Annotated in this window: 17 protein-coding genes; 10 read left to right on the top strand and 7 right to left on the bottom strand. The window is 71.0% G+C overall.

Going from position 1 to position 15,037, the window contains the following annotated elements:
* Positions 1–2: 2 nt before the first annotated feature.
* Entirely contained in the window at positions 3–1,055 is a 1,053-nt protein-coding gene (locus tag Sdagh_RS27480; protein WP_189414772.1) for a glycosyltransferase family 2 protein, read from the bottom strand.
* Between the two features lie 162 nt (positions 1,056–1,217).
* Between Sdagh_RS27480 and Sdagh_RS27475 the strand changes: the two genes are divergently transcribed.
* Positions 1,218–2,684, top strand: a complete 1,467-nt coding sequence (locus Sdagh_RS27475) for an LCP family protein (RefSeq protein ID WP_435844043.1) — start codon at positions 1,218–1,220, stop codon at positions 2,682–2,684.
* Positions 2,685–2,688: 4 nt separating this feature from the next.
* On the opposite strand, the gene Sdagh_RS27470 is transcribed toward Sdagh_RS27475, so the two are convergent.
* Positions 2,689–3,972: an LCP family protein gene (locus tag Sdagh_RS27470; RefSeq protein ID WP_189414771.1), complete on the bottom strand. Its 1,284-nt coding sequence runs from the start codon at positions 3,970–3,972 to the stop codon at positions 2,689–2,691.
* Between the two features lie 119 nt (positions 3,973–4,091).
* On the opposite strand from Sdagh_RS27470, the gene Sdagh_RS27465 reads away from it, so the two are divergent.
* A complete protein-coding gene (locus Sdagh_RS27465; RefSeq protein WP_190009221.1) occupies positions 4,092–4,658 on the top strand; it encodes an acyl-CoA thioesterase in 567 nt (188 codons plus the stop codon).
* A gap of 31 nt (positions 4,659–4,689) precedes the next feature.
* Here Sdagh_RS27465 and Sdagh_RS27460 read toward each other — a convergent pair whose 3' ends face one another.
* Complete coding sequence (locus Sdagh_RS27460) at positions 4,690–5,607, bottom strand: SMI1/KNR4 family protein (protein WP_190076575.1); 918 nt, start codon at positions 5,605–5,607, stop codon at positions 4,690–4,692.
* A 364-nt stretch (positions 5,608–5,971) separates the two neighbouring features.
* Between Sdagh_RS27460 and Sdagh_RS27455 the strand changes: the two genes are divergently transcribed.
* The 5 genes from Sdagh_RS27455 to Sdagh_RS27435 all read left to right on the top strand — a co-directional run bounded on the left by Sdagh_RS27455 (position 5,972) and on the right by Sdagh_RS27435 (position 8,808).
* The gene (locus Sdagh_RS27455; protein ID WP_189414768.1) at positions 5,972–6,163 is read left to right on the top strand and encodes a hypothetical protein; all 192 of its coding nucleotides are present in this window, start codon (positions 5,972–5,974) and stop codon (positions 6,161–6,163) included.
* The gene (locus Sdagh_RS27450) at positions 6,147–6,671 is read left to right on the top strand and encodes a DUF6879 family protein (protein ID WP_189414767.1); all 525 of its coding nucleotides are present in this window, start codon (positions 6,147–6,149) and stop codon (positions 6,669–6,671) included. The genes Sdagh_RS27455 and Sdagh_RS27450 overlap by 17 nt, the downstream gene beginning before the upstream one ends.
* Positions 6,668–7,498, top strand: coding sequence for a helix-turn-helix domain-containing protein (locus Sdagh_RS27445; protein WP_189414766.1), 831 nt, complete (start codon positions 6,668–6,670; stop codon positions 7,496–7,498). The genes Sdagh_RS27450 and Sdagh_RS27445 overlap by 4 nt, the downstream gene beginning before the upstream one ends.
* Before the next feature lie 523 nt (positions 7,499–8,021).
* The gene (locus tag Sdagh_RS27440; RefSeq protein ID WP_190076576.1) at positions 8,022–8,246 is read left to right on the top strand and encodes a DUF397 domain-containing protein; all 225 of its coding nucleotides are present in this window, start codon (positions 8,022–8,024) and stop codon (positions 8,244–8,246) included.
* Between the two features lie 91 nt (positions 8,247–8,337).
* Positions 8,338–8,808: a hypothetical protein gene (locus Sdagh_RS27435; protein ID WP_189414764.1), complete on the top strand. Its 471-nt coding sequence runs from the start codon at positions 8,338–8,340 to the stop codon at positions 8,806–8,808.
* A gap of 51 nt (positions 8,809–8,859) precedes the next feature.
* Here Sdagh_RS27435 and Sdagh_RS27430 read toward each other — a convergent pair whose 3' ends face one another.
* Positions 8,860–9,201: a hypothetical protein gene (locus Sdagh_RS27430; RefSeq protein WP_226535882.1), complete on the bottom strand. Its 342-nt coding sequence runs from the start codon at positions 9,199–9,201 to the stop codon at positions 8,860–8,862.
* Positions 9,202–9,635: 434 nt separating this feature from the next.
* Complete coding sequence (locus Sdagh_RS27425) at positions 9,636–10,808, bottom strand: acyl-CoA dehydrogenase family protein (RefSeq protein WP_189414763.1); 1,173 nt, start codon at positions 10,806–10,808, stop codon at positions 9,636–9,638.
* Between the two features lie 188 nt (positions 10,809–10,996).
* Between Sdagh_RS27425 and Sdagh_RS27420 the strand changes: the two genes are divergently transcribed.
* Positions 10,997–12,340, top strand: coding sequence for a UDP-glucose dehydrogenase family protein (locus Sdagh_RS27420; protein WP_189414762.1), 1,344 nt, complete (start codon positions 10,997–10,999; stop codon positions 12,338–12,340).
* Positions 12,341–12,443: 103 nt separating this feature from the next.
* On the opposite strand, the gene Sdagh_RS27415 is transcribed toward Sdagh_RS27420, so the two are convergent.
* Positions 12,444–12,950 (bottom strand): CGNR zinc finger domain-containing protein, encoded by a 507-nt coding sequence (locus Sdagh_RS27415; protein WP_189414761.1) that lies wholly within the window; start codon positions 12,948–12,950, stop codon positions 12,444–12,446.
* Positions 12,951–13,042: 92 nt separating this feature from the next.
* Here Sdagh_RS27415 and Sdagh_RS27410 point away from each other — a divergent pair, with 92 nt between their 5' ends.
* Positions 13,043–13,402, top strand: a complete 360-nt coding sequence (locus tag Sdagh_RS27410) for a VOC family protein (RefSeq protein WP_189414760.1) — start codon at positions 13,043–13,045, stop codon at positions 13,400–13,402.
* Between the two features lie 17 nt (positions 13,403–13,419).
* Complete coding sequence (locus Sdagh_RS27405) at positions 13,420–13,812, top strand: VOC family protein (RefSeq protein WP_189414759.1); 393 nt, start codon at positions 13,420–13,422, stop codon at positions 13,810–13,812.
* A 21-nt stretch (positions 13,813–13,833) separates the two neighbouring features.
* Here Sdagh_RS27405 and Sdagh_RS27400 read toward each other — a convergent pair whose 3' ends face one another.
* A complete protein-coding gene (locus Sdagh_RS27400; RefSeq protein ID WP_190076577.1) occupies positions 13,834–14,964 on the bottom strand; it encodes a dipeptidase in 1,131 nt (376 codons plus the stop codon).
* Between the last annotated feature and the right edge of the window lie 73 nt (positions 14,965–15,037).

Here is a 15,037-nt window from a genome sequence, read left to right as displayed (position 1 = left end):
CGTCAGCGGGCGCCGGCGGCATCCGCGCCGGCGCCCGGCAGCACCGCCGGGCGGCGGGACGCGATGACCTTGCGGGCCAGCGACTTCGGGCTGGTCAGGAAGCCCCAGCCCCAGGACATGTGCATGGTCGCCAGCGCCACCGGGATCTGGAGCCGGGCCTTGAGCGGCAGCCCCTTCCCGGCGGGCAGCGACCCGGCGACGATCGCCGCCAGATAGCCGCCGGGGACCACGAAGCCCCACGGCGTCAGCACCGCGCCGATCACCACGCCGGCCGCGATCGCGCACACGGCGGCCGGCGGGGCGAGGTAGCGCAGGTTGATGGAGCCGGAGTGGTAACGGGCGACGACGTGCCGCCAGCGGCCGTAGTCCTTGTACTGCTTGGCGAGCGCCTTGACGCTGGGCCGGGGCCGGTAGGAGACCTTCAGCTCGGGCGAGAACCAGATCAGGCCGCCGGCCTCGCGGATGCGGAAGTTCAGCTCCCAGTCCTGGGCGCGGATGAACTCCTCGTTGTAGCCGCCCTGCCGCTCCAGCGCCTCGCGGCGGAAGACGCCGAGGTAGACGGTCTCGGCCGGGGCGGCCTCGCCGCCGGTGTGGAAGGCGGCGTTGCCGACGCCGATCTTCGAGGTCATGGCGGCGGCGACGGCCCGCTCCCAGTCGTTCTCGCCCTCGGCGTGCATGATGCCGCCGACGTTCTGCGCGCCGGTCTCCTCCAGGAGCCGCACGGCCGTGGCGATGTACCCGGGCGAGAGCATGCCGTGGCCGTCGACACGGACGACGACCGGGTGCCGGGACGCCTTGATCGCGGCGTTCAGCGCGGCCGGCGTACGGCCGGTGGGGTTGGGCACGGTGCGGACCCGCGGGTCCTCGCGGACCAGCGCGGCGGCGATCTCGTCCGTGCGGTCCGCGGACGGACCGAGGGCGATCACGACCTCCATCTCGCCCGGATACTCCTGGGCGAGGATGGCCTGGACAGCGCCGCGCAGATGACGTTCCTCATCGAGGACGGGCATGATCACGGAAACGGCGGGGAGCCGCACGTCGGACTTGGCGTTCATCGCCGCTCACGTTACCGCGAACGGGGGACACGGGTGCGCGCCGCGGGGGCCGCTGCACCGGTCCGCAGATCGTATGGGCCTACGGTGCTCAGGATTCCACGTCCGGCCGCCGCCCGTACCTCGGCTCCCGTCCTCAGCGCCCGTCCTCGCGGAGGTGTCCCCTTGTCCACGCCGCCCCGCTCCCCCGCCCGGCGGGTCCCGCCGCGTCCGTCCCGGCGGTCGCCCCGCAGGCGCGGACCGCGCTGGGCCGTGCGGATGTCGTCCGCGCTGTCGGTGGCGGTGCTGGCCGCCGCGGGGATCGGGCACTCGGTGCTGACCGGCCTGGACTCCGACCTCGACCGGGTCGACGCCTTCAAGGACATGAAGAACCGCCCGCGGGGCGGGCACGGCATGAACGTCCTGCTGGTCGGCACCGACGGCCGGGACCGGATCACCGAGGAGGAGCGCCGCGCGTACCGGCTGGGCGGCGCGCCCTGCCACTGCACCGACACCGTCATGATCGTGCACATCTCGGCGGACCGGGAGCGAGCCAGCGTGGTCAGCCTGCCGCGCGACTCCTACGCCGAGACCCCGCCGCACACCGACCGCACCACCGGTGAGCGGCACCGGGGGCACCCGCTGAAGCTGAACGCGGCGTACGCCGAGGGCGGCCCGCAGCTGACCGTCCGGACCGTCGAGGCGATGACCAAGGTGAAGATCGACCACTACCTGGAGGTGGACTTCACCAGCTTCATGAAGACGGTCGACGTGCTGGGCGGGGTGCGGATCTGCACCGCCCAGCCGCTCAAGGACAGGTACACCGGCCTCGACCTGCCGGCCGGCACGCACACCCTGAAGGGCGGCCAGGCCCTCCAGTACGTCCGCTCCCGCCATCTCGACGGCGCCTCCGACCTGAGCCGGATGCGGCGCCAGCAGCGGTTCATGGCGGCCACCATCGACCGGGCGACCTCCTCGGGCATCCTGCTCAACCCGATGAAGTTCCGGGACGTGACCCGGGCGGTGCTGGGCTCGGTCCGCGCCGACGAGGGCTTCGGCACCGACGAGCTGCTGGCGCTGGGGCGGGCGATGCGGGACTTCTCGCCGTCCTCGTCGGAGTTCACCACCGTCCCCGTCGGCCGGATGGGGTACGCCGTGAAGGGCGTCGGCTCGACCCTGAAGTGGGACGACGCGGCGGCCGGGCGGCTGTTCGCGGCGCTGCGCGAGGACCGGCCGCTGACCGCGGCGAAGCCCCCGGAGGAGGCGGCGGCGGTCCGGGTCCCGGTGGACCCGCGGCGGATCCGCGTCCAGGTCGCCAACGGCACGCGCACCACCGGACTGGGCCGGCGCGTCGACCGGGCGCTGCGGGCGACCGGCTTCCGCACCACCGGCGCCCCGGTCAACGCCCCGGCGCCGGACGTGCGGCGCACGGTCGTCGCCTACGACCCCCGCTGGGACAACTCGGCCAGGTCGCTGGCGGCCGCGCTGCCCGGCGCCGAGCTGCGGCCGGTCGAGGGCCAGGGCGCCACGCTGAAGGTGATCGCGGGCGCCGACTGGAAGGAGGTCCGCGCGGTGCGGCCGGAGGAGCCCCCGGAGCGGACGGGGACCGTGGTCCGGGGGGACGAGGTGGTGTGCGGGAAGGAGGACGGCTGAGGGGTCAGTTGCCGGAGACGGTGACCTTCTCGTCGTTCTTCAACTCGTTCACCAGCGTCTTCACCTTGGCGCTGTCCCACTGGAGGTTGCCGTTGCCGGCGTTGCCCGCGATCGGCATGTTCAGCGAGGTGCCGTCGCCGCCGCTGACGCCCTTCATCGCCCAGAACATGCTCGCCAGGTCGAACAGGCCCATGTCCTTGTCGACGACGAGCGAGTCCAGGCCGGCGCCCATGGTCGGGTAGAGCTTGAACGGGTTGAGCACCGTCGACGGGGTGGCGACCTGGCTCGCCAGGGCGGAGAGGAACTTCTGCTGGTTCTTGGTGCGGTCCAGGTCGGAGCCGGCCAGCGCGTACCGGGTGCGGACGAAGGCGAGGGCCTCCTCGCCGTTCAGGGTCTGTTCGCCCTTCTTGAGGTTCGCGCCGGACTTGGTGTCCTTGATGTCCTGCGGGATGTCGAGGGTGACGCCGCCGACCGCGTCGACGATGTTGGCGAAGCCGCCGAAGCCGATCTCGACGTAGTGGTCGATGCGCAGCCCGGTGTTGTACTCGACGGTGCGCACGAGCAGCTCGGGGCCGTCCTCCGCGTAGGCGGCGTTCAGCTTCACGTGGCGGCCGGTGCCCTGGTAGGTCTTGCCGGAGTCGGAGCCCTTGAAGGTGGGGATCTCGACGTCGGAGTCGCGGGGCAGGGAGACCAGCGTGGAGCCGTTGTCGCCGGTGTGCAGGATCATCATCGAGTCGGTCCGCTTGCCCTCGGCGGAGCCGGTGTGCAGTTCCTTCTTCTCCTCGGCGGACATGCCCGCGCGGCTGTCGGAGCCGACGATCAGGTAGTTCGTGCCCTCGCCGGCGTCCGGGCGGTCGATGACCTTGGAGAGGTCGACCTCGCGGTTGAGCTTGGAGTCGGCCCAGAAGTACGTGCCGACGAAGGTGACGACGAGCGCGGTGGCCACGGTGATCGCGGTCCACTTGATCCGGCGGCCCCAGTCCGGCGCGGGGCGCGGGGCGCGACCGGGCCCGGCGCCGGGTCCCGAGGGGCCGTGGCCGCCGGGGGTGCCGTACACCTGGCCGGTGTTGTAGCCGCTGTCGTAGCCGCCGTGACCGCCGCCGTCGACGTACGACGGCTGCTGCGGCACCCCGGCGCCGTACGGCGGGGCCGCGGGGCCCTGGCCGGGCGGCGTCTGGCCGCGCCGGACCTGCCGCATCACGCGGGCGCTCTCGGGCTGCGCGCTCGCGCTGCCGCGTCCGTACCGGGCGCCGTCGTCGCCGGGCCTTCCCTGGGGCCAATCGCTCATGCGGACCAGTGTGCAGGTCCCGGCTGTGCCCCATACAAGGGTCGTCGGAAAATCAGGGCGGTGCTGTTGCGAAGCTGACACAAATCACACCGTTGTCGCCGCGGCATAAGGTGGAGGTCATGACAGACCAGGCAGAACAGGCCTCGGCCGGCGGGCCGGCGGCGCCGGAGATCCCGGGCAAGCCGACCTCGGCCTCCCGCACCACCCTGAGCCACATCATGACCCACAGCGACACCAACCTGCTGGGCACGGTGCACGGCGGCGTGATCATGAAACTGGTGGACGACGCGGCCGGCGCGGTCGCCGGGCGCCACTCGGGCGGACCCGCCGTCACCGCGTCGATGGACGAGATGGCGTTCCTCGAACCGGTCAGGGTCGGTGACCTCGTCCATGTGAAGGCCCAGGTCAACTGGACCGGGCGGACCTCGATGGAGGTCGGGGTGCGGGTGCTGGCCGAGCGCTGGAACGAGTCCGCGCCGCCCACCCAGGTCGGCTCGGCCTACCTGGTCTTCGCCGCGGTGGACGCCGACGGCAGGCCGCGCCGGGTGCCGCCGGTGCTGCCGGAGACCGAGCGGGACGAGCGGCGCTGGCAGGAGGCGCAGATCCGCCGCACCCACCGCCTGGCCCGCCGCCGCGCGATCATGGAACTGCGGGAGCGCCGGGCGGCGGAGGGCATCGAGGACTGAGCGGAACCGGCGGTACGGGGGTACCGGGCGGTCAGCCGGTCAGCGGGCGCCAGTCCCCTTCCCGCCCGGGGGCGAGTCCGCCGGCCCACCTCAGGACGCCGCCGGCCAGACCGGGCCGGTCCCGGGTGGCCAGGGCCGGCGCCCGGAGCATGTCGGCGGTCTCCTCCAGATAGGTGACCAGCGTGTCCGGCTCCTCGGCGGGCGGCTCGTCGTAGCGGGACCAGCGGCCCAGGCAGCCGGTCTCGGCGTCCAGGTACAGGCCCGAGGTGGTGTCGGCCGTGCCGCGCGCGACGACGGGAATCCAGGACGCCCGCCACCCGGGGATCGCGCGCCGCGTCCGGTACTGGTCGGCCACGGTCTCCAGCGGCATCAGCGCCTCGTTGCCGGGCAGGCATCCCCCGCCGTCGACCCCGTCGTCCCCGGCGGTCAGCAGCCACAGGACGCGCAGCTCCACGGGGACCGGCCGGCCGAGGCCGGCTTCGAGGGCGGCCAGGGCGGCGGGTCCCGCGCCGGGGCGGAGGGCCGCGTAGGAACCGGGGGCGTGGTCCCGCAGCCAGCCGGTGACCCGGCCCCAGGCGTCGGCGACCTGCCGGACGGCGACCGCCTCGGCTGCGGGGCCGGGCCGGGGCGCCGGCCGGTCCGCGCCGGTCCCGGCGGTCGCGGGCTTCCCGCCGTCCGCGCCGGCCTCGGGGACCGGCTCCGGGTCCAGCGCCCGTACGAACCGGATCCGGATCCGGTCGGGCTCCCGGATGTACCCGATGTCCAGGTCGGGGCAGTCCTCGAACAGGTCGCCGTCGACCCGCAGGCTGAGGATGCCGGGCAGGGCGGACGGCACCCCGAGGTCCGGTTCCCCGGCCAGCCGGGCCGCCGTCGCCTTCAGGGCGTAGGGCACACCGGGCGCGATGTTCCCGGCCGTCTCCCGCAGGACCCGCTCGATCTCGACCTCCACGGCCGACCACCCGCCCCCGTCCCGGTGATCGCTACGGCAGGTTGCGCGCCATCACGATCCGCTGAACCTGATTCGTGCCTTCATAAATCTGGGTGCTTCACAGACCATACGGCCGTGACCTGGGCGAGCACCCCTCCCAGAGGGAGGCTCCCCAGCATTTCCCCATGATGGTCAAGAGTCTGTCCAGGTGGGACCAGCCGCAGCAGAGGCACAACCGGATGGGCAGTGGACGAGCAGGCATGCGGGAGGTTACGCGGTTTCCCGTTCCGTCAACCGTGATCGCTTGACCCGCGCGTCCCGGCCTCGGGAGCATCAACCCAGATGCCGGGAACTGGCAGCAGCGTGGGAGAGGGGAACCCGGACCATGAAGGTCACCAAGCTGGTCAGCACGTGCGACATCAAGGACTGCCCGACGATCTACGCGACGGATCGTGGCACCTTCCTGGTGCAAGGCGAGACGCCGACCGGCCACGGGCTTCAGATTCCCGCTCACGAAACCCTGGTCGAGATCCCGATGGAACTGCTCCAGAAGGCCGTCCGTGACAACCTCATCTAAGACCCTCGGTGACCTCTTCGACTCGTTCGAGTATGAGGCTTTCCGCCTGGAGACCCTGGACGACTACAGCAAGTCCGGGAATGTGGACGCGTACCACGCCTACCTGGCCGGAGAGCCGCAGCCGGATGACTACAACGCCGGGTGGGTGGAGGAACTGCGCTCGCACACCGAAAAGGGAAAGCGGGTCTATAGGGTGCACCTTCTGTCGCGCCCGCTCACGGACTATCTTTGCTTCGAACTCGGGTGGGGCTACCGGAAAAACATGACCGGGGGCGAAGAGTTCTTCATCCTCGACATCACCGACAAACCCAATCCCCTGCCCGGCGTGCCGGACTTCTGGTGCTTCGACTCGAAGTCCGTGGCCGTGATGAACTACGACGGGGCAGGAAAGTACCTGGGTTCGCAGGTACTGGAGCCAGACCGGGCAGCAGAGTTCGTCAGGTACCGTGACACGGCACTTGCGCACGCGGAACCATTCACCGAATGGTGGGCCAAGTACGGGGCGTGAACAGAGCACAGATTGGGGCCGCGCTGCGGGCGCTGCGCATGGCATCCGGAAAGGAAGCCAAGGCAGTGGCCCGCAGCGCCCTCATGTCTCCGTCCAAGCTGTCCAAGATCGAGAATGCCAAGCTCGCACCGAGCGCCACGGACGTTGAACGCATCCTGACCGCCATCGGCGTCTCAGATGAGGTCAAGGCCGCGTACACGGAGGCTGCCCGAGCATCGGCGACGGAAGCGACAGCGTGGCGGCTACTGAAGCGCATCGGCGTCCACAAAGGGCAGCAAGCCGCCAAGGCCCTGGAAACCCAGATGTCGACGCTGCGGCTCTTTCAACCGGCCCTGGTCCCCGGCCTGCTTCAAACCCCCGAGTACATCCGCGCCGTTCTGAAACGGCACAACCTGAGTGAAGACGCCGTCACGCGCACGATCAACGGAAGACTTGAACGGCAAGCGGTTCTCTATGACAGCACGAAATCACTTCAGTTCGTCATCACAGAACCCGTGTTGAGGTGGAGAATCATCCCCCCACAGATGATGGCGGCGCAACTCGACCGCATCGCCTCCATATCGCGTCTGTCTCACGTGGATATTCGAGTCGTACCCCTGGCTGTTCAACAACGGGACATCGCCAATCACGCATTCGTCATTCGCGATGACCACATGGTGACGATAGAGACCGTGCACGCTGAAATCGTCGTTACGGACCCCAGAGACGTTGGGCTGTACGTAGGTAAGTTTGATGGGTTCGCAGCCGTAGCTCTGTCAGGTGACCGAATGCGGGGCCTGCTCGAAGACATCCGAAACGACTTTTTGCGAGAACAGGAAACACCCTAGAGGAACGCCCTCGGCCAGCCGACCATGGCGTCATGGGGAGCGAAGAGAGAACTTCCGATCCAGTGTCGACCGCATCGGCAATCAGCCTGATGGAGGGGCGAAGTGAGCCATCTCCTAAGCCTGGTTGCCGTACCTGCCTCTCACTCTCGGTCGCTCGCGAGAACGCGCGATTCGCAGGGGACCACAGCGGGGTTTCAGACGGCAACGTGAGGCTCCGCCGCCACCAAGCTGAGGCGCACGAGTGACGCGCAGGGGAGCGGCGCAGCGGCTGTTCACTGATCGACCGCTGATGACGATGCGCGTTTCCCGTGACTCCGGGCGAACGTGGGAGCCCGAGCGGGCAGTGCCGGCGAGCGAGGATCTGGCACCTTCGATGACGTCAGCGTGGCCGCCGTGCAAGTGCGCGCGGTGCGCCGAGTCCGGCAAGCGTTCCGACCGCTGAGCGGCTCTCCCCTTTGACTCCCGCCCGAACGGGCGGCGGCGGTCAGCCCTGGCCGCGATCAGTTAGCAGGAAGGTGCAGTGATGCTGGACGGAACCGACCTGTACGCGCTCGACATCGACGGGGCCTCGTTCGTGAAGGCGTGCGGCGGCCCCTGCACCGAAGGGTGCGTGACCCTGGCCCGGATCGGTGACGACGCCTGGGCTCTGGGCGACAGCAAGCGGCCGGACGCGCAGCCGCTGCGGTTCACCACGGAGGAACTGGACGCGGCCGGGATCGACCCGGCGCGATTCGGTCTGAACGTCTGACCCTCCTCCCTGGCCAACCGGCCCGGCCTCCCCTCCACACAAGCCGGGCCGGTTGGTGGCGCAACCCCCACCACCGAACGGTAATCGACTGGTGCACCACCATCACGGCTATCTGTGGGTCGGCCCGAGAGAACGCTTCGACCAGGAAGCCCTACGGCGGCCCCCGCACCCCGAGCCGCCACCGCCCGGAAGCAAGCCCGAACTGATCCAGCGCTACCGAGAGGTGGCAGCGGAGTTCCCCACGTCTGATCTGCCACCGCTGGAGACGGCGTACTGGCTCATCAAGCCCTGTTCGTTAGTCCGTGGCACCTGGGACGAGGCCAAGGAAGCAGCGGGATGGATCGGGGAACGGCTGACTGAGCTCGCGCCCCGGTTCGCCTCTGAGCGTGACCGGGACACAACCCGCCTGGCCCGACTGGTGAGCGCTGCTGCTGAGCAACTGCACTCGGGTACGGATGTGTCCTATGGCTTCTATCTGGAGCGCCCCTCGTATCTGTCCCTGGCGGTGGTGACGTGCTCTCCGAACCGCTCGATGCCTGAGCTGCCCTGCCCACTGGCGTAGTCGAGGCAACGAAAGAAGCCCGGCCGACGTGGCCGGGGCTTCTGTGGTTGGTCACAGCAGGGCGCGGAAGGGGTTGAAGTCCGAGAGTGGTTCCGGCCCCTTTGGTTGCTGCTCGGGCTCAGAGGCGGCCTGCTTGGGTTCCACACGGTAGGCGTCCAGGCGGGCGACCCGGGCACGGTTCTGCTCACGTTCCGCGCTGGCCGGCTGGGCCTCCGCGTGACGAGAAGTGTCCCGGTTCTTGTTGCTGTAGGTGCGGGCCGGCTGCGGCGCAGCGTGACGGGAAGTGTCGTCACGGAGTGAGAAGACGGTGGCCGGTCGGCCGGTCTTCCCCGCCCGTTCCACGGTGATGACGATTCCGGGCAGTGCCTTGACCTCAGCCGCGGTCGCTCCCACGCAGGGGAGCACCTGGGAGGACGTGGCCCGGCCGCCGTGCATTTCGATCCGGACCCGGACTGCCCCCCTTGCCCCCACTGTGAACGATGCAAGTAGGAAGCAAGGAGGGAAGTGCTTCTCTACGTTGTCCCTCTCACAGGGAGGTGTCCGCAGAGCCTCATAACGACTTAGGAACTGCCCGGCCTGTTGGCCGTGCCAGAGGCATCAGGGCCGCCGCCATGTCGGGTCGCCTGATCCCCACACGACAACAGCCCCCGGCAACTCACCGGGGGCTGTGTTCGTTCGTGCTGGTCAGCGGGCGTTTTCGAGTCGCCAGCTCCCCAGGACTCCCCCAGCATGACGCCCATGAACGGCCCTGATCAGGCCGCAACGGGCAGAAAGCCGAGAGCGCTCCTCCGGAGCCTCGGAACCACCTCTGACCTGCAAAAACCCTGCTACGGAAGGTTCCTGGCCATGACGATCCGCTGAACCTGGTTCGTCCCTTCATAAATCTGGGTGATCTTCGCGTCGCGCATCATCCGCTCCACCGGGTAGTCCCGCGTGTAGCCGTACCCGCCGAGGAGCTGCACCGCGTCCGTGGTGACCTCCATCGCCACGTCCGAGGCGAAGCACTTGGCCGCCGCGCCCTGGAAGGTGAGGTCACCTTCTCCGCCTCCGGCGGCGACGCGCTCGGACTTGGCCGCCGCCGCGTACGTCAGCTGACGGGCCGCCTCGATCTTCATGGCCATGTCGGCGAGCATGAACTGGATGCCCTGGAAGTCCGCGACCGGCTTGCCGAACTGCTTGCGCTCCTTCACGTAGCCCTTGGCGTAGTCCAGCGCGCCCTGCGCGATGCCGAGGGCCTGGGCGGCGATGGTGATGCGGGTGTGGTCGAGGGTCTTCATCGCCGTCGCGAAGCCGGTGCCCTCGGCGCCGATCATGCGGTCGGCGGGGATGCGGACGTTGTCGAGGTAGACCTCGCGGGTCGGGGAGCCCTTGATGCCGAGCTTCTTCTCCGGGGCGCCGAAGGATACGCCCTCGTCGGACTTCTCCACGACGAAGGCGGAGATGCCCTTGGAACGCTTCTCCGGGTCGGTCACGGCCATCACCGTGTAGAACTCGGACTCGCCCGCGTTGGTGATCCAGCGCTTCACGCCGTTGAGGACGTAGAAGTCGCCGTCGCGGACCGCCTTCGTCTTCATGCCGGCCGCGTCCGAGCCCGCGTCCGGCTCGGAGAGGCAGTACGAGAACATCGCGTCGCCCTTGGCGAGCGGGCCCAGGTACTTCTTCTTCAGCTCCTCGGAGCCGGAGAGGATCACCGGGAGGGAGCCGAGCTTGTTCACCGCCGGGATGAGGGAGGAGGACGCGCAGACGCGGGCCACCTCCTCGATGACGATCACGGTGGCCAGCGCGTCGGCGCCCGCGCCGCCGTAGGACTCGGGGACGTGCACGGCGTGCAGGTCGTTCGCGGTCAGGGCGTCCAGCGCCTCGCGCGGGAAGCGGGCCTCCTCGTCCACCGCTGCGGCGTACGGCGCGATCTTCGCCTCGGCCAGCGAGCGGACGGCGTCGCGGAGCATGTCGTGCTCCTCGGACGGGCGGTACAGGTCGAAGTCAGCCGATCCGGCCAAGGTCTCTCACGCTCCAGAACGATGCGGTCATGACGCTAACTACTGTTAAGTAACCCCGATTTTAGGGCGGGGTCGCCGGTCGTGGGTAGGTGAGCTTGCCGACAGCGGCAGGCTGCCCGTCCGAGGCCGGCGCCACGCCCCCGGTTATGCTCGCTCCCGCACGCCCGCCGTACATCCCTGGAGCACCCATGGCCCTCAAGATCACCGTGATCGGCACCGGCTACCTCGGCGCGACCCACGCGGCGGCCATGGCGGAGCTGGGCTTCGAGGTCATGGGCCTGGACGTGGTGCCGGAGAAGATCGAGATGCTGCGGCGCGGCGAGGTCCCGATGTACGAGCCGGGCCTGGAGGAGCTGCTGCGCCGGCACGTCGCCGGGATCGAGGGCTCCAGCGGGCGGCTGCGCTTCACCACCGACTTCGCGGAGGTCGCCGCCTTCGGTGACGTGCACTTCCTGTGCGTCAACACCCCGCAGAAGCACGGCGAGTACGCCTGCGACATGAGCTACGTGGAGTCGGCGCTGGCCTCCCTCGCCCCGCACCTGCGCGGCTCCGCGCTGGTCGTCGGCAAGTCGACGGTGCCGGTCGGGTCGGCCGACCGGCTGGCCGCCTACCTCGCCGAGCACGCCCCGGCGGGCGGCGACGCCGAGCTGGCCTGGAACCCGGAGTTCCTCCGCGAGGGCTTCGCCGTCCAGGACACCCTGCACCCGGACCGGATCGTGGTCGGCGTGCGCAGCGACCGGGCGGAGAAGCTGCTGCGCGAGGTGTACGCGACGCCGGTCGGGGAGGGCTCGCCGTTCGTGGTGACCGACTTCCCGACCGCCGAGCTGGTGAAGACCTCCGCGAACTCCTTCCTCGCCACCAAGATCTCCTTCATCAACGCCATGGCGGAGGTGTGCGAGGCCGCCGACGGCGACGTCGCCAAGCTGGCGGAGGCGATCGGGTACGACGACCGGATCGGCAAGAAGTTCCTGCGGGCCGGGATCGGCTTCGGCGGCGGGTGCCTGCCCAAGGACATCCGGGCGTTCATGGCGCGCGCCGGGGAGCTGGGCGCCGACCAGGCGCTGACCTTCCTGCGCGAGATCGACTCCATCAACATGCGCCAGCGCGGCCGGATGGTCGAGCTGACCCGGGAGGCGCTGGGCGGCGGCCCGTTCCTCGGCAAGCGGGTCGCGGTCCTCGGCGCCACCTTCAAGCCCGACTCCGACGACGTACGGGACTCGCCCGCGCTAAACGTCGCCGGGCAGATCCACCTCCAGGGCGGCCAGGTCACGGTGTACGACCCCAAGGGCATGGCGAACGCGCGGCGGCTCTTCCCGACCCTCGGGTACGCCGAGACCGCGACGGACGCGGTGCGCGGCGCCGACGTGGTGCTGCACCTGACGGAGTGGCGGGAGTTCCGCGAGCTGGACGCGGCGGCGCTCGGCGAGGTCGCGGGCGCCCGGGTGATCCTGGACGGGCGCAACGCCCTGGACCCCGAGGTCTGGCGCCGGGCCGGCTGGACGTACCGCGCGATGGGCCGCCCGACCGCCTGACGGCACAGCCCTGGTGGACGCGGCGGGCACGCCGGTCCGGCCGGGGCTCAGTCGGCCGGACCGGCGTCCGGGCGCATTCTGCCGCACGGGGACGGACGGCGCGTCACGCCCCCTTGGCCCGGTATCGGCGCATCTTCGCGCGGGCCCCGCACACCCGCATCGAGCACCAGCGGCCGCGGCCGGCCGGACTGCGGTCGTAGTACGCCCAGAGGCAGTCGGCCGCCTCGCACGCCTTCAGCCGGGTCCAGGTGCCCGCGACCAGCGCCTCGGCGACGGCGGCGGCGACCCGTCCGGCCAGGGAGTCGGGCCCGGCGGGGAGCAGTACGGCGGTGCCGTCGGCCGGATCGACCGCCACCCGCAGCGGGGCCCCGGCCAGCAGGTCGGCCAGCGGGGTCACCGCACGGTGCGGCGGATGGCCGGCGTGGGCGAGCAGCGCCGCCCGCAGCGACTCGCGCAGCTCCACGGCGGCGGGCACCTCGTCCGCGGTGAGGCCGAACGGCGCGCGCCCCCCGGGCGTGTCCAGCGAGTCGGCGCCCGTCTCGACGTCCAGCGTGTTCACCAGGGCCTGGACCAGCGCCAGCCCTCCCGGCGCGGGCGACCTCTCACTCATGCTTGCGACGTTACCGCTTTTACGGGACCATGGGGTAACCGTTACCGGTTACCGGGGCCTGCCGGTAACCACGAGGCTCCGAGGAGGAAGTCATGGCTGTCGCCGAACTGGGCGCCGTCGTCCTGGACTGCCCCGATCCCCACGCCCTGGCCGCGTTCTACGCCGAGGTGCTCGGCGGGACGGTGCGGGACCAGGGCGAGTGGGTGGATCTGACGCTTGCGGGCGGACAGACGCTGGCCTTCCAGGCCGCCCCCGGGTTCGTCCCGCCGAAGTGGCCCTCACCCGAGCACTCCCAGCAGTTCCACCTCGACCTGGACGTGCCCGACCTGGACGCGGCCGAGCGGGCCGTCCTCGCGCTCGGCGCGACGCCGCTGGAGACGGAGGACCGCACCCGGTCCTTCCGCGTTTACGCGGACCCCGCCGGGCACCCGTTCTGTCTCTGCGCCGGCTGACCCGGGAGGTCCCGTCCATGGCATCCGCCGTACGTTTCCGTTCCGTCGTGCTCGACTGCCCCGAGCCCCTCGAACTGGCCCGTTTCTACGCCCAGGTGGTGGGCGGCACGCCCGAGGAGGAGGACCCGGACTGGGTGGTCCTGGAGGTCCCGGGCGGCCCCCGGCTCTCCTTCCAGCGGGCCCCCGGCCTGACCCCGCCGGAATGGCCGCGCTCCGACCGCAACGCCCAGCAGTTCCATCTGGACCTCGACGGCGGCGCGACCTGGGAGGAGATGGACGCCGCCGAGGAGAAGGTCCTCGCCCTCGGCGCGCGGGTGCTGGACAAGGAGGACAAGGAGAAGAGGGACTTCGTCGTCTACGCCGACCCGGCGGGACACCCCTTCTGCCTCTGCCGGATCGAGCGCCCCTGACCGGGCGGCCGGTCGCCGGCGTCAGCCGTCCAGGTCCGCGATCGACGCGGTCGACGGCTGCCGCCGGGTCTGGAACGCGCGGGCGGTGAACGCCGCGCCGCGCAGCACCCGCTGGACGTTCCCCCAGGTCAGCAGGGCGACATCGGCCTCCTCCCAGCCGCGCCGCAGCAGCTCCGCGACGAGCCGGGGGTAGCAGGAGGCGTCGCCCAGCTCCTGCGGGTGCGCGATGCCGGTGTCGTACGTGCCGGACAGGCCGACGCCCCCCGCCCCGGCGACCTCGCGGACGTGGTCGAGGTGGTCGGCGACGTCGCGGACGGTCGGGCCGGTCTGCTCGGCGGTCAGCGGCACCATGCACAGCCCGCCGGCCGCGCCCAGCTCGGCCAGCAGGTCGTCGGGGAGGTTCGCGGGGTGCGGACGCAGCGCGCGGGCCGCCGAGCGGGTGCACAGCGCGGGCGCCTTGGAGACGGCGAAGGTACGGCGGAAGGTCCCCGGCGACGCCCCGGAGAGGTCGATGATCACGCCGAGCCGGTTCATCTCCCGGACGACCTCCTCGCCGAACCGGGTCAGTCCGGGCCCGCCCGCCCAGCTCGCGCCGGTCAGGGTGAGCACGCGCAGGCCGAGCAGGTGCAGCGAGCGCAGGATGCCGAGGGAGTCGCCGAGGGCGGCGGCGCCGGCGGGTCCCGGCAGCACGGCGACCCGGCCGCAGTTGCGGGCGTCGATGGCCTCCCCCGCGTCATGGGCGAGGCGCAGCCCCTCGGGGTGCTCCCGGACGACCGTCTTGACCAGGTCGAGCTGCTCCATGGTGGCGCCGACGGCCCGGTCGCCGGTGACGGCGTCGGGCAGGTGCAGGGAGGCGAACAGCGCGCCGACGTGTCCCTCGCGGAGCCGGGGGATGTCGGTGTCGACGGCGCTCTCACCGATCTCCAGGTCGTACCAGGGCAGGTGCTTGAGCGCCCAGGGCAGTCCGCTGTAGCCGTCGGCGACCGGATGGGCGGCCAGGACGGCCTGCGCCCGCCGAAGGGGAGTGTCGTCCGGATCGGAGACGGGTGTGTAGGGCTCCGGGGCGAGCACTTCGGCGGGGAAGGACGCGGGCAGGTCGTCGAGCTCGCCGGCCTCGGTGCTCGGGTGCAGGTCGTCCTGGAGGTCTGCCATGGCGGGCTCCGTACGGTCGTCGTGCGATACCGACACCGTCGCACGGGGCACGGGGCGCTTCCTGGTGGGTAAG

Origin of the sequence: Streptomyces daghestanicus, from assembly GCF_020521275.1 — a bacterium.
Lineage (GTDB): Bacteria > Actinomycetota > Actinomycetes > Streptomycetales > Streptomycetaceae > Streptomyces > Streptomyces griseoviridis.
Note: the sequence above shows the minus strand (reverse complement) of the source record. Positions and strands in the feature narration are given on the sequence as shown.

Bases quoted from the DNA above. Each gene is read 5' to 3' on its own strand.
- Sdagh_RS27480 (WP_189414772.1), bottom strand. From the start codon at position 1,055: ATGAACGCCAAGTCCGACGTGCGGCTCCCCGCCGTTTCCGTGATCATG.
- Sdagh_RS27470 (WP_189414771.1), bottom strand. From the start codon at position 3,972: ATGAGCGATTGGCCCCAGGGAAGGCCCGGCGACGACGGCGCCCGGTAC.
- Sdagh_RS27465 (WP_190009221.1), top strand. From the start codon at position 4,092: ATGACAGACCAGGCAGAACAGGCCTCGGCCGGCGGGCCGGCGGCGCCG.
- Sdagh_RS27455 (WP_189414768.1), top strand. From the start codon at position 5,972: ATGAAGGTCACCAAGCTGGTCAGCACGTGCGACATCAAGGACTGCCCG.
- Sdagh_RS27440 (WP_190076576.1), top strand. From the start codon at position 8,022: ATGCTGGACGGAACCGACCTGTACGCGCTCGACATCGACGGGGCCTCG.
- Sdagh_RS27420 (WP_189414762.1), top strand. From the start codon at position 10,997: ATGGCCCTCAAGATCACCGTGATCGGCACCGGCTACCTCGGCGCGACC.
- Sdagh_RS27415 (WP_189414761.1), bottom strand. From the start codon at position 12,950: ATGAGTGAGAGGTCGCCCGCGCCGGGAGGGCTGGCGCTGGTCCAGGCC.
- Sdagh_RS27410 (WP_189414760.1), top strand. From the start codon at position 13,043: ATGGCTGTCGCCGAACTGGGCGCCGTCGTCCTGGACTGCCCCGATCCC.
- Sdagh_RS27405 (WP_189414759.1), top strand. From the start codon at position 13,420: ATGGCATCCGCCGTACGTTTCCGTTCCGTCGTGCTCGACTGCCCCGAG.
- Sdagh_RS27400 (WP_190076577.1), bottom strand. From the start codon at position 14,964: ATGGCAGACCTCCAGGACGACCTGCACCCGAGCACCGAGGCCGGCGAG.